The following is a 13,080-nucleotide window of genomic DNA, read 5'->3' as shown; positions in this document are numbered from 1 at the left end:
AAAAACACACAGTTCAGCAACTTTTTATTAAAAACACTGTTCTTGCAGTCAACATCAGAGCCATCTTGGCCGAGCCAGGCCAGAAAATATGTGCGCTTGTGCACGATAATCCTATGAAGCGCTTAAAAAGCCATCTTTTGCTCATTATTCAAGCACCATGAAAAAGGGCGCCCAAGGCGCCCTTTTCGTTTAGCCAGCCTCTGCCAGCAAGGTGTGCGCTATGGTGCGCATTCCCAGGGTATTGGCCCCCGGCGCCCAGAGGGCATCGCCGTTGTCGCTGAAGCAGGCGGCCAGATCGATATGAAGCCAGCCAGCCCCCTCGTTGGCAACAAAACGGGAGAGGAAACCCGCCGCGTTGGAGGCGCCACCCGGCCCGCCCCCCTTGACCGGACGACTGTTGGCCGTATCGGCATAATGAGACGGACACTGCTGGCGATGCCAGGGCTCGAGCGGCAGCGGCCAGGCCGGCTCCTGCTCTGCCTCTGCATAGGCCATGGCCCGGCTCACCAGCGGCTTGTCCAGACCAAACAGGGCGTTGTAACGCCCACCCAGCGCCATCACGGCGGCGCCGGTCAGGGTGGCCGCATCTATGATGAGCGGGGCTCCAGACTCGCTCGCGAGCTGCAGACCGTCGGCCAGCACCAGCCGCCCTTCGGCATCGGTGTTGACGATTTCCACCGTGGTACCGTTCTTGTAGGTGAGGATATCCCCCAGCTTGTAGGCATGACCCGACACCAGGTTTTCGGCGCAGCAGAGGATGAGCTTCACCCGCTTGTTGAGCCCGCGCAGCATGGCCAGCGCCAGGGCACCGGTGACGATGGCCGCCCCGCCCATGTCACACTTCATGGTGAGCATCCCCTCGGAGCTCTTCATGGAGTAGCCGCCGGAGTCGAAGGTGATCCCCTTGCCCACCAGGGCCGCCGCCACCGGTGCCTTGGGATCCCGACTCGGGTTGAAGTCGAGTTCGAGCAACACGGGTTCGCGCTCGCTGCCACGCCCCACCTGATAGAGGCCAACCCAACCCGCCTGCTGCAAGGCGGCCCCCTTGAGGATCCGGTGGCTCACCTTGTCCGGCGCCAGCTCGGTGATGAAGGCTGCAGCCTCCACCGCCAGTTCCAGTGGCCCCAGCTGCTCGGGGGTAGCATTGGTCATCTCGCGCACCCAGCGACCACATAGCCAGCGCGCCTCTAGTTCCTCCCTGTCCTCTTCCGACGACATGGCCCACTGCAGTTGCACCTCGGCCTTGGGGGTCTGCAAGCCCTGGGCAAAGGCCCACTGCTGTTCACGTTCCCAGTGACCGGCCAGAGTCACTTTCTGGATCCCCTGCTGGCAGAGGCGGCGCGCCGCCTGCTGGATATCGAGCAGGGGGCTCGTGCTCACCAGGTGGATCACCATGCCATCGGCACGGTGGGAGAGCAGTGCCCCCTCCCCCCATTCAGCCGGGGCAAAGTCACGGCATAACCAGACGTTCATACACTCACCTCCTGCAACCAGCGGGCGATGGTGCGCAGGCCATGCCCCTTGGCACCGGTTGCCCAGAGATCGTTGCCCGCTTTTTGATAGGAGGCGGCCAGATCCAGGTGTACCCATCCCTTGCCTTCGTCACGCACGAAACGCGACAAAAACGCCGCCGCCGTGGTGGCGCCGGCCGTTCCTTCCGCTGAGGCGACATTGCCCAGATCGGCAAACGCCGAGGTGAGCTGGCCTGCATGCCAGGACTCCAGCGGCAACGGCCACGCCTTCTCGTTTTCAGCTTTGGCGGCGGCCAGCGCACGCAGTTGCTCGGCCTCGTCCAGGGCAAACACGGCGTTGTAATCACGGCCCAGCGCCATCTTGGCGGCGCCGGTCAGGGTAGCGGCATCGAGAATGTGAGCGGCGCCGCTCTCGCTGGCGACCAGCAGCCCGTCGGCCAGCACCAGGCGGCCTTCCGCATCTGTGTTCTGGATCTCGACCGAGACACCGTTGCGGTAAGTGAGGATGTCACCGAGCTTGAAGGCGTGGCCGGAAACCAGGTTCTCGGCGCAGCAGAGGATGAGCTTGACCCGCTTGTCGAGCCCTCGGCTGATGGCCAGTGCCAGCGCCCCTGTGACCATGGCAGCGCCGCCCATGTCGGATTTCATCGGCAACATGTTGTCGGAGGACTTCATGGAGTAGCCGCCGGAGTCAAAGGTGATCCCCTTGCCCACCAGGGCCGCCGCCACTGGAGCATCGTCACGGCCGGTCGGGTTATAGTCGAGCTCGAGCAGCACGGGTTCCCGCTCGCTGCCACGGCCCACCGACCAGATCCCGATATGGCCCGACTCTTTCAATGCCTCGCCAACGGTGAGACGCGCGGTTACCTTGTCTCCCGCCAAGCCGCGAATGAGCAGCAGCGCCGACTCCGCCAGGCTCATGGGATAGATCTCCTCCGGGCAGCCATTGGTGACGTCGCGCACCCAGCGGGTCGCCTTCTGCATGGCCTCCAGCTCGCGGGCTTCTTCTGCTGGTTGCTCACCAAAGTCGAGCTCCCGCTCCCCCTTGGCGGCGTAGAAACCCTGGGCAAACGCGTAACGACGCTCCAGATCCCAGCCACCGCCGGCCAGCGTGATGCGCTTGATCCCGGTCGATTCAAGGCGACGGGCGGCACGTTGAATGGCACGCAGCACCTCGTTTTCCTGGCACACAGGATCGAGATGGATCAACGCACCGTCACCGTTGAAACTGAGCAGGGCACCCTCGCCCCAGTGAGCGGCCGCAGCCTGGGTGGACAACCCTACCTTCATCATGTCAGCCATCTTTTCTTGCTTCCTTCTTCACTGGCACTGTTTATTGGCGCTTGTCATGGCCAAAGGGAAATCACGAATACAAAAAAGGCCGTGCCCTCACGGGTCACGGCCTTCACCATATCACTGATGCACCACAGGTTGCTGCATGTGCAATTCACTCATGTCCGATTAATGACGCTCGGAGGCGAGGTTCAGAGTGTACTTGGGCAGCTCCACCACCAGATCCTCGTCCGCCAGCTTGGCCTGACAACTGAGACGGGATTCCGGCTCCAGTCCCCACGCCTTGTCCAGCATGTCGTCTTCCAGCTCGTCACTCGGCTCGAGGGAGTCAAAACCTTCCCGCACCACGCAATGGCAAGTGGTGCAGGCACAGGATTTCTCGCAGGCGTGCTCGATCTCGATGCCGTTGCGCAGCGCCACGTCCAGGATGGTCTCGCCGCTTTGCCCCTCGAGGGCAGCGCCATCCGGACAGAGCACGGGGTGAGGAAGAATGATCAGTTTTGGCATATTACACCTTGTTGACGTTTTGTCCGGTCAGCACCTTGCGGATGGAGGCATCCATCCGGCGGGCTGCAAATTCGCCACTGGCAGCATCCGCCGCCTCAATGGCCTCTTTGATTTGATTGGTGGATCCCGACTGGCGCATGGCCAGCAGATGGGCGATTGCCCCGTCGATCTCGGCACGCTCGTCCGCGTTCAGCAACGCCTCACCATCGGCAGCCAGGGCAGCATTGAGGCTCTCGACCACGCGATCTGCCTCAACCTGCTGCTCGGCCAGCATGCGGGCCTCCATGTCCTGCTGGGCGTTCTCGATGGAGGCGCTCAGCATGGAGAGAATGTCCTCTTCCGCCAGCCCGTAGGAGGGTTTGACCTGGATCTCGGCCTGCACACCGGAGGATTTCTCCATGGCGCTGACCGAAAGCAGGCCATCCGCATCCACCTGGAAGGTGACGCGAATGTGGGCGGCCCCCGCCGCCATCGGCGGAATGCCGGTCAGGGTGAAACGGGCCAGGGAACGGCAATCAGCAACCAGCTCGCGCTCCCCTTGCACCACGTGAATTGCCATCGCGGTCTGGCCATCCTTGAAAGTAGTGAACTCCTGGGCGCGGGCCACCGGAATGGTGGTATTGCGCGGGATCACCTTCTCGGCAAGGCCGCCCATGGTCTCAAGACCGAGAGAGAGCGGGATGACGTCCAGCAGCAGCATCTCGGCATCCGGCTTGTTGCCCACCAGGATATCGGCCTGGATGGCGGCACCGATGGCCACCACCTTGTCAGGATCGATGCTGGTCAGCGGGGTGCGCTCGAAGAACTCGCCCACCAGTTCGCGCACCAGCGGAACCCGGGTGGAGCCACCCACCATCACCACCTCCAGCACTTCCACCTGCTCGAGCCCCGCATCGCGCAGCGCGCGGCGGCAGGCCAGCAGGGTCCGTTTGACCAGCGGAGTGATGAGCTCGTCAAACTGGCTGCGCGTCACCTCCCCCTGCCAGCCGGCAAAAGCGCAAGGCACGGCATCAGCATCGGTCAGACCGTGCTTGACGGCAGCGGCCACATCCAGCAGTTCCCGCTGCAAACGGGCATCCAGCTCGCCGGACAAACCAGCCTGCCCCTTGATCCAGTCGGCCAGCAGGTGGTCGAAGTCATCGCCGCCGAGGGCGGAATCACCACCGGTGGCCATCACTTCAAACACGCCGCGGTGCAGACGCAGGATGGAGATATCGAAAGTACCGCCCCCGAGATCGTACACGGCGATCACCCCTTCCTGACCGGAGTCAAGGCCATAGGCAATAGCTGCCGCAGTCGGTTCGTTGAGCAAGCGCAACACGTGCAGACCGGCCAGTCTGGCCGCATCCTTGGTGCCCTGGCGCTGGGCATCGTCGAAATAGGCGGGCACAGTGATCACCACGCCATCCAGATCGCCGCCCAGGGTCTGGGCGCCGCGCTCGGCCAGTTTTTTCAGGATCTCGGCTGACACCTGCACCGGATTGACCAACCCCTGACGGGTCTGCAACTGGGGCATGCCGTTGTCGGCAGCCACAAATTCATAAGGCTGCTGGCGGGTGTCGATGTCGGCCAGCGCCTTGCCCATCATCCGCTTGACCGAGACGATGGTGTTGTGGGGATCGAGGGCTGCTTCGCGCTTGGCGTCGAAACCAACCCGGATCCCGTCGGCCTGATAGTGCACGACGGACGGGAGAAGATCGCGACCTTGCTCGTCACTGAGGGTATCGGCGTGGCCGCTGCGCACTGCGGCGACCAGCGAGTTGGTGGTTCCAAGGTCGATGCCGACGGCTCGCTTGTGCTGATGAGGAACGGCGCTCTGGCCGGGCTCGGCGATTTGCAGTAATGCCATGGGTAATCAAACTTCCAGCGTTAAGGGATCAAGACTCGAGCAGCGAGTCTTCGAATCGTTCCAGCTCCTCAAGGAGCTTGTCGACAAACTTGAGTTTGCGAACGCAATCTGCTGCCCCGAGATCCTCGCCATCGGCGAGCATTCGAGTCAGCTGCTGCATCAACAGCTGGTGATCATGCCTGATCTCGTGACGAAAATCCTTGATGGCGCGCTCAGGGTCGGCCTCGCCTTTCAGATCGGCCAGGCGCTCGCGCCACTCCAGCTGTTGCATCAGGAAGGCCGTGTCTTGCAGGGTTTGCTGTTCGCCGCGAATATCGGTGCCACGCAGGGAGAGCAGATATTCTGCACGGCGCAGAGGCGCCTTGAGGGTCGTGAAGGCATCGTTGATCTGGGCGGCACGCTGCACCGCAGCCAGCTGCTCCCGCTCGGGAGCAGTGGCAAAACGATCGGGGTGAAACTGGGTTTGCAGCTGACGATAGGTGTTTGCCAGCTGGCGGGTATCGAGCTCGAAGCCTTCAACCAGCCCAAACAGCTCGAAATGGTTCATGCCAACCTCTTAGACACTGAAGCTTTCGCCACAACCACACTCGCCCTTGACGTTGGGGTTGTTGAACTTGAAGCCTTCGTTGAGGCCTTCCTTGACGAAATCCAGCTCGGTGCCATCCAGATGGATCAAGCTCTTGGCATCGACAATAATCTTGACGCCATGCTGCTCGAATACCTGATCTTCATCAGCCAGTTCATCGACAAACTCGAGCACGTAGGCAAGGCCGGAGCAGCCGGTGGTCTTGACGCCGAGGCGCAGGCCAATGCCCTTGCCCCGGTTTGCCAAGAAAGAAGAAACCCGTGCCGCTGCGGCATCTGTCATGGTAATAGCCATACTGCTCTCCGGCGCTTAAAGACCTTTCTTCTGCTTGTAATCGGCGATGGCCGCCTTGATGGCATCCTCGGCCAGGATGGAGCAGTGGATCTTCACCGGCGGCAGGGCCAGCTCTTCCGCGATGTCGGTATTCTTGATGCCAGCCGCTTCGTCCAGGGTCTTGCCCTTGACCCATTCGGTCACCAGGGAGCTGGAGGCGATGGCGGAGCCACAACCGTAGGTCTTGAACTTGGCATCTTCGATGATGCCATCGTCGCTGATCTTCAGCTGCAGTTTCATCACGTCGCCGCAGGCCGGTGCGCCGACCATGCCGGTAGCGATGCTGGGATCGTTCTTGTCGAAGCCACCTACGTTGCGGGGATTCTCGTAGTGGTCGATTACTTTTTCACTGTAAGCCATATCTCACTCCTGCTAATTCTGTTGTTCACCGATCATCGAGATCAGTGATGAGCCCATTCGACCGTGTTCAGATCGACGCCGTCCTTGTACATCTCCCACAGAGGAGACATCTCGCGCAGGCGACCGATGGAGTCACGAATAAGCTTGACCGCGTAGTCGATCTCTTCTTCTGTGGTGAAGCGACCGATGCTGAAGCGGATGGAGCTGTGAGCCAGCTCGTCATTCAGACCCAGGGCACGCAGCACATAGGAGGGCTCCAGGCTGGCGGAAGTACAGGCAGAACCGGAAGAGACCGCCAGATCTTTCAGCGCCATGATGAGGGATTCCCCTTCCACATAGGCAAAGCTGACGTTGAGGTTGCCGGAAACACGCTGCTCGAGGTCACCATTCAGGTAGACGGCTTCGATGTCCTTGAGGCCATCCCACAGGCGCTGACGCAGTGCCATCACACGCTGACCTTCGCTGGCCATCTCTTCCTTGGCGATACGGAAGGCTTCACCCATACCGACGATCTGGTGAGTTGCCAGGGTGCCGGAACGCATGCCGCGCTCGTGACCACCACCGTGCATCTGGGCTTCGATACGCACACGCGGCTTGCGGCGCACGTACAGAGCACCGATCCCTTTCGGGCCATAGATCTTGTGAGCGGAGAGAGAAAGCAGATCGATCTTCATCGCTTCGACGTCGATCTCGACCTTGCCCACGCTCTGGGCGGCATCTACATGCAGCAGGATCTTGCGGGAGCGGCACAGCTCACCCAGTCCCTTGATGTCCTGGATGACGCCAATCTCGTTGTTCACGTGCATCATGCTGACCAGAATAGTGTCATCGCGCATGGCATTTTCGATCATCTCGAGGGTGAACAGACCGTTCGGCATCGGCTCGAGGTAGGTCACTTCGAACCCTTCGCGCTCCAGCTGGCGACAGGTGTCCAGCACCGCCTTGTGTTCGGTCTTGGAGGTGATGATGTGCTTGCCCTTGCTGGCATAGAAGTGGGCGACGCCCTTGATGGCCAGGTTGTCAGACTCGGTCGCACCGGAAGTGAAGACGATTTCGCGTGGGTCGGCACCGATCAGCTCAGCCACTTGATTACGAGCCAGATCTACCGCTTCTTCAGCCTGCCAGCCAAAGCGGTGAGAACGGGAAGCCGGATTGCCAAACAGGCCATCCATGGTCAGACACTGCATCATTTTTTCTGCGACACGCGGGTCCACCGGACAGGTTGCCGAATAATCAAGGTAAATGGGCAATTTCATGTTTTTCTCCGTCACAGTTCGGGTCATACATCGCCCCGCTGTGGAAAGCACGTTTATAGTTGGACTTTCAAGCTCACATCGCCGCGTTCCGCCCGTTCAACCAGGGACAACGCAGTTTTCATCTGTTCATCTTGCTTGCCGGCAATCCGGCGCACATCGGCCTGGCAAACCAGTTCGGCCAGGGTGATATTCCCAAGGAAACTGGAGATCCGCTCGCTCAAGTCCCGCCACAGGGAGTGAGTCAGGCACTGGGTACCACCGTGGCAGCCACCCTTGCCCAGACATTTGGTCGCGTCGACCGACTCATCAACCGCGGTGATCACCTGGCCAACCGAGATCTCGTCTGGCGCCAGACCGAGTCGATAACCGCCACCCGGGCCACGCACGCTGCTCACCAGGCCATGCTTGCGCAGGCGGGCAAACAGTTGCTCGAGATAGGACAAGGAGATGCCCTGGCGCTCGGAAATATCGGCAAGGGGAACAGGCCCCTGCTCAGCATGCAGCGCCACGTCGAGCATGGCGGTTACAGCGTAACGTCCTTTTGAAGTCAGTCTCATGTGCCTTACCGTCTTGCGAAGCAATTAATGGGCACATGGTCACATACCCGACCAAATCAGTCAAGTATATGGTTGAGTAAATTAGTCAGGATTAATCGATGACGCCCGATTTCTGAACCGAGGTCAAAATTCCCCGCAGGATATTGAGTTCCACCGCTTCCGGTCGAGCCCGATTGAAAAGACGACGCAACTTGCTCATCACGTGCCCCGGGTGATCTTCGGTGATAAAGCCGGTCTTGAGCAGGGTCTGCTCCAGATGCTGGTAGAAACCTTCGAGCTGGGCCGCACTCGGGTAATCTTGTACACCGTCAGTTTCAGCGACTTGTTCCTGCGACTGCAGCCAGTGCATACGCACCTCATAGCAGAGGGTCTGCACCGCCATGGCCAGGTTAAGGGAGCTGTACTCAGGGTTGGCCGGGATCGCCACATGGTAGTGACACTTTTGCAACTCATCGTTGGTCAGGCCGGTGCGTTCACGGCCAAATACCAGCGCCACCGGATGCCTAACCCCTTCCGCCACGGTTTTTTCACCCGCCTCGCGAGGATCCAGCATGGGCCAACTCAGGGTGCGAGAACGGGCACTGGTACCGATGACCAGACCACAATCGGCGATGGCTTCATCCAGGGTAGAGACGACTCGGGCATTGGCGAGTATATCGCTGGCACCGGCAGCCAATGCATTGGCATTGCCATCCGGCAAGGCTTGCGGATCAACCAGCACCATCTGGTTCAAACCCATGGTCTTCATGCCGCGTGCCGCAGAGCCCATGTTGCCGGTATGAGAGGTGTTTACCAAAACAATACGAATCTGATCCAACATGCCCAGTCAATCTTCGGTGAAAAATGGCGCGCAATTATAACATAAGAGAGCGCTATTTTGGCACCGTTAAAGGAACGCCATTTCAGCACTAACGCGACAGTTTGTATAACAAACCAGCATGAGGCAAACGTGAGAGATGACTAAACTTGAAGGATAAGCGATTAACAGCGCAGGAGTGCCACAGCCATGCTTCCCCCGTATATCTATGAGAGACTGCCCAGCCTCTATTTGCTGATGGCCATTGTCATGATCACCTTGAGCGAGCAGCCTCTGCTGTGGTTTGCAGGTTGTCTGCTGTTTATCGTCGGGGCGATCACCTGGATGATGCGCTCCAGTTATCGCCGTACCGACCTCATCATCTTTCCAGACAAACGCTGGTTGCAACCGGAGTGGCTCTACGAGGCACAACCCTTTATCTGGCTTGCCTTGGGGCTGCTGATATCGCAGCAACCCGCCCCCTTTGCCTCGCTTGCATTGCTCCCCTGTCTGTGGGCATGCCGTTGTCTTTGGGCCCGGCACCGCTACCGTCATCACGTCTGCGGGGCGACAGCCCACTTAAGACGGGATCCCGCCCGGCGTCGCCTGCATCGCAGTCTGAACTGACCCGTTGCGGGCACGCTCGATAAAGGTCGCCAGGTCCATCAAGGGATACTTCATCAGGCTCGGCAGACCATCGAGATCCAGGCTATCCATCAGGTTTTTCACTTCCAGACCCAATTCCGTATCGCCTTCAATTTTCAGCTTGCGCTGGAAGAAGAGCGAATCCGGGTCTTCCTTGCGTCCGGCGATCAGGATGAGGTCATTGGTAGTGCCGCTGAAGCAGACATCCACTTTTTCGCAGTCGCGCGCCACAACCAGTTGACCCTTCTGCTCGCTGATGAACCAGCACAGCTCGAGATCGGATACTTCCACCTTAAGCCACTTGCCAGCCAGAAATTCGAAGTCGCCATCCTCAATGGCCTCCTTGAATACCCGTGCCAACAGGCTCTCCATTACCTGCTTTTGCAGATTGAAGGGCACCAGTTTGAGGGGATGACGCAAGAAACGGGGGGCCTGCTCTACCAGACCAAGATGCAATTTTTGAAACACGATGGACTCCCTTTTTTGCGCATTCAACCATATGCCTTCCAATCAGATCCTGTGGGAAATCAAACTTCTGCCGAGTTACCTCTAGAAGGGTAAAGCCACCGAAAACTGCCTCAGGTCAAAAAGCAGCGCCATGCCGATGAATACAATCAGGGCCTATTTGCCCTTCATATGCACCCTCGGAGCGTACTAATGGAATTACTCTGTCCGGCAGGCAGCTTGCCGGCACTGAAAACCGCCGTAGATAACGGGGCTGATGCCGTTTATATCGGCTTCAAGGACGACACCAATGCCCGCCACTTTGCCGGTCTGAACTTCACCGACAGCAAACTTGAGAAGGCGGTTGATTATGTGCACCAGCATGGTCGGAAACTGCATATCGCCATCAATACCTTCGCCCACCCGGGGGCCGATGCCAGGTGGAAGCAGGCGGTGGATCGCGGCGTGGCGCTTGGCGCCGATGCCCTGATCATCGCCGATTTGGCTGTGCTTGATTATGCCAGCCGTCGCTACCCGGAGATGGAACTGCATGTCTCGGTACAGGCCAGCGCCACCAATGCCGCTGCCATCCGCTTCTATCAGCAACAGTTCAATGCCAAACGGGTCGTTCTGCCCCGGGTGCTCTCCATGCATCAGGTCAAGCAACTGGCCCGCGAGACCGATGTCGGCCTCGAAGTCTTTGCCTTCGGCAGTCTCTGCATCATGGCCGAAGGGCGTTGCTACCTCTCTTCCTACATGACGGGCGAGAGTCCCAACACGGTCGGCGCCTGCTCACCGGCCAAGTTTGTGCGTTGGGAAGAGACACCAAACGGCCTCGAATCGCGCCTCAACGAGGTGTTGATCGACCGCTACGGTCCGGGTGAAAACGCCGGTTATCCGACCCTGTGCAAGGGGCGCTTCGAGGTGGACGGCCTGACTTACCACGCCCTGGAGGAGCCGACCAGCCTCAACACCCTCGGCCTCTTGCCCGAGCTCTTCAAGACCGGGATCCAGTCGGTCAAGATTGAGGGACGCCAGCGCAGCCCCGCCTATGTGGAACAAGTGACCCGGGTCTGGCGCGCCGCCATTGATGCCTACCAGGCCAATCCCGATGTCTACCAGGTCAAGAGCGAATGGGATGCCCAGCTCGCCCGCGTCTCCGAGGGAAGCCAGACCACGCTCGGTGCCTATCACCGCCAGTGGCAATAAGGAGTCCCCTATGTCCTTCTCTTTCCTGCTCTTCTCTTGCGGCTACAAGGAGCTCAACTCATGCAATTCTCTCTAGGGCCCCTGCTCTTCTACTGGCCCAAGGCCGACACAGAGGCGTTCTATCAGGCCGCGGCCAGGAGCGACGCCGATATCATCTATCTGGGAGAAACCGTCTGCAGCAAGCGTCGCGAACTCAAGGTGGATGACTGGATCGCGCTGGCCCACCAGGTGGCGGATTCCGGCAAACAGGTGGTGCTCTCCACGCTGGCACTCATTTCGGCCCCTTCCGAGCTCAAAGAGGTCAAGCGGCTGGTCGACAATGGCAATCTTATGGTCGAGGCCAACGATCTCGGCACTGTCCAACTTGCCCGGGAAGCGGGCCTGCCGTTTATATGCGGTCCGGCCATCAACGCCTACAACGCAGATGTGCTCGGCATGCTGCTCAAACAGGGGATGAAACGCTGGGTGATGCCAGTGGAGCTGTCGCGCGACTGGCTGGTGCAACTCAACCAGGATCTGGGCGCTATGCGCCAGCAGTTTGAAGTAGAGGTGTTTGCCTATGGTCATCTGCCACTGGCCTACTCGGCCCGCTGCTTCACCGCCCGCTCCCTCGACAAACCCAAGGACAACTGCGAGCTCGCCTGCATTCACTACCCGACCGGTCGTCTGGCCAACAGTCGCGAGGGGCAGCGGGTGTTCAACCTCAACGGGATCCAGACCCAGTCCGGTTACTGCTACAACTTGGGCAACGATCTGGCGAGCATGGCGGATCTGGTGGATGTGGTCAGGCTCTCTCCCCAGGGCATGGATACCCTGGACATGCTGGCCCGCTTCAAGGCCAATCAGCAGGGAGAGGCCCCCCTGCCCCTGCAGCAGGATCGTGACTGCAATGGGTACTGGCGCCAGATCCCCGGCATGAGTCTGGTGGAATAACGCCGGCTCTCGCCCAGCAAAAAGGCCTCATTGCGAGGCCTTTTTTACAGCTGTGTGTCCCGTCCTGAATATGGTTTATACCTTTACCCCGAATATACGGAAACCCTGATGGGACAAGGAGTGAAACGAACACCATACGATTGCTTGCTGACGTTTAAACTGACCCTAGCCGAGCGGCGAGATGGCATACAAACAGGCACCAGTGCACTATGGCATTCAGGGCAAGGCGACCGATCTTAGCGCCAACTTCTACCAGCTGCGCCAGACCAGCTATCACCAGCTAACCGTCGGCAGCACGTTGATGCCAGCGCCACAGTCCCACCCCAGCCTGCGCCAAACGCTTCAAGGGCATTCAGATCGACCACATCGACCAGCAGAACGAAAGCGCTCCCGACTTCCTCACTCGGCTGGCAGGTCAATGTGGCGCCCTGATCACCATCAAGTTGGGCCGCCTGCTCTTTATCGGGCGGGGCAAGGAGCTCTCCCCTCCGTCACCATCCCACGCTAGAACGGCGACCAGCACCGCTTCGCCGTCGCTGACTGTGAGGCTTACACCAGCGTCGTGGCCAACTAGCACCACGACCAGAAGAAGACCACTACCGAGGGCTCTACCGTCAAGCGCAAACGCAAGAAGAAGCCAAAGTCGGAACAGGAATTGCCGAGTGGTACCACAGTCAGGGGATTCAAACCGCAGATCAACGAGGCCGCCAGGGTTGTGTACAACATCAACAACAGCGGCTACACCAACAACAATTAACCTCGAAGTGGCGCTCGAAGATCTGCCGGAAGTAAGCTAGAAAAACTCCGTGTGGACCAAATATGGGCGTTGTTGCCCAAATC

Annotated in this window: 14 protein-coding genes; 3 read left to right on the top strand and 11 right to left on the bottom strand. The window is 59.6% G+C overall.

Annotated features, from left to right (window positions below; genetic code table 11):
* Positions 1 to 189 precede the first annotated feature (189 nt).
* The 10 genes from pepB (BN1123_RS06520) to trmJ all read right to left on the bottom strand — a co-directional run bounded on the left by pepB (BN1123_RS06520) (position 190) and on the right by trmJ (position 9,033).
* On the bottom strand, positions 190 to 1,473 hold the full coding sequence (pepB, locus tag BN1123_RS06520) for an aminopeptidase PepB (protein ID WP_042025960.1): 1,284 nt from the start codon (positions 1,471 to 1,473) through the stop codon (positions 190 to 192).
* Positions 1,470 to 2,774, bottom strand: a complete 1,305-nt coding sequence (gene pepB, locus BN1123_RS06515) for an aminopeptidase PepB (RefSeq protein WP_042025959.1) — start codon at positions 2,772 to 2,774, stop codon at positions 1,470 to 1,472. The genes pepB (BN1123_RS06520) and pepB (BN1123_RS06515) overlap by 4 nt, the downstream gene beginning before the upstream one ends.
* Before the next feature lie 159 nt (positions 2,775 to 2,933).
* Positions 2,934 to 3,272 (bottom strand): ISC system 2Fe-2S type ferredoxin, encoded by a 339-nt coding sequence (gene fdx, locus BN1123_RS06510; RefSeq protein ID WP_005333808.1) that lies wholly within the window; start codon positions 3,270 to 3,272, stop codon positions 2,934 to 2,936.
* A 1-nt stretch (position 3,273) separates the two neighbouring features.
* Positions 3,274 to 5,121 (bottom strand): Fe-S protein assembly chaperone HscA, encoded by a 1,848-nt coding sequence (hscA, locus tag BN1123_RS06505; protein WP_042025956.1) that lies wholly within the window; start codon positions 5,119 to 5,121, stop codon positions 3,274 to 3,276.
* A 28-nt stretch (positions 5,122 to 5,149) separates the two neighbouring features.
* A complete protein-coding gene (hscB, locus tag BN1123_RS06500; RefSeq protein WP_042025955.1) occupies positions 5,150 to 5,668 on the bottom strand; it encodes a co-chaperone HscB in 519 nt (172 codons plus the stop codon).
* Between the two features lie 9 nt (positions 5,669 to 5,677).
* Positions 5,678 to 6,001 (bottom strand): iron-sulfur cluster assembly protein IscA, encoded by a 324-nt coding sequence (iscA, locus tag BN1123_RS06495; protein ID WP_026457929.1) that lies wholly within the window; start codon positions 5,999 to 6,001, stop codon positions 5,678 to 5,680.
* Positions 6,002 to 6,016: 15 nt separating this feature from the next.
* Positions 6,017 to 6,400, bottom strand: a complete 384-nt coding sequence (iscU, locus tag BN1123_RS06490; protein ID WP_005299770.1) for a Fe-S cluster assembly scaffold IscU — start codon at positions 6,398 to 6,400, stop codon at positions 6,017 to 6,019.
* Positions 6,401 to 6,441: 41 nt separating this feature from the next.
* Complete coding sequence (locus tag BN1123_RS06485) at positions 6,442 to 7,656, bottom strand: IscS subfamily cysteine desulfurase (RefSeq protein WP_042025954.1); 1,215 nt, start codon at positions 7,654 to 7,656, stop codon at positions 6,442 to 6,444.
* Between the two features lie 53 nt (positions 7,657 to 7,709).
* Positions 7,710 to 8,213 (bottom strand): Fe-S cluster assembly transcriptional regulator IscR, encoded by a 504-nt coding sequence (gene iscR / locus BN1123_RS06480; protein WP_042025953.1) that lies wholly within the window; start codon positions 8,211 to 8,213, stop codon positions 7,710 to 7,712.
* 91 nt (positions 8,214 to 8,304) lie between these two features.
* A complete protein-coding gene (gene trmJ / locus BN1123_RS06475) occupies positions 8,305 to 9,033 on the bottom strand; it encodes a tRNA (cytosine(32)/uridine(32)-2'-O)-methyltransferase TrmJ (protein ID WP_042025952.1) in 729 nt (242 codons plus the stop codon).
* Positions 9,034 to 9,219: 186 nt separating this feature from the next.
* Here trmJ and BN1123_RS06470 point away from each other — a divergent pair, with 186 nt between their 5' ends.
* Positions 9,220 to 9,636, top strand: a complete 417-nt coding sequence (locus BN1123_RS06470) for a hypothetical protein (RefSeq protein ID WP_026457687.1) — start codon at positions 9,220 to 9,222, stop codon at positions 9,634 to 9,636.
* Here the strand turns inward: BN1123_RS06470 and ubiT are convergent.
* Positions 9,589 to 10,122: a ubiquinone anaerobic biosynthesis accessory factor UbiT gene (gene ubiT / locus BN1123_RS06465; RefSeq protein WP_042025951.1), complete on the bottom strand. Its 534-nt coding sequence runs from the start codon at positions 10,120 to 10,122 to the stop codon at positions 9,589 to 9,591. The genes BN1123_RS06470 and ubiT overlap by 48 nt on opposite strands.
* A gap of 189 nt (positions 10,123 to 10,311) precedes the next feature.
* On the opposite strand from ubiT, the gene ubiU reads away from it, so the two are divergent.
* Both ubiU and BN1123_RS06455 read left to right on the top strand, forming a co-directional pair.
* The gene (ubiU, locus tag BN1123_RS06460) at positions 10,312 to 11,307 is read left to right on the top strand and encodes a ubiquinone anaerobic biosynthesis protein UbiU (protein ID WP_042025950.1); all 996 of its coding nucleotides are present in this window, start codon (positions 10,312 to 10,314) and stop codon (positions 11,305 to 11,307) included.
* A 60-nt stretch (positions 11,308 to 11,367) separates the two neighbouring features.
* Positions 11,368 to 12,240 carry a U32 family peptidase gene (locus tag BN1123_RS06455; RefSeq protein WP_042025948.1) on the top strand — a complete coding sequence of 291 codons (873 nt, stop codon included), beginning with the start codon at positions 11,368 to 11,370 and terminating at the stop codon, positions 12,238 to 12,240.
* Positions 12,241 to 13,080: the final 840 nt, after the last annotated feature.

Origin of the sequence: Aeromonas enteropelogenes, assembly GCF_000819845.1 — a bacterium.
In the GTDB taxonomy this organism is placed as follows: domain Bacteria; phylum Pseudomonadota; class Gammaproteobacteria; order Enterobacterales; family Aeromonadaceae; genus Aeromonas; species Aeromonas enteropelogenes.
Note: the sequence above shows the minus strand (reverse complement) of the source record. Positions and strands in the feature narration are given on the sequence as shown.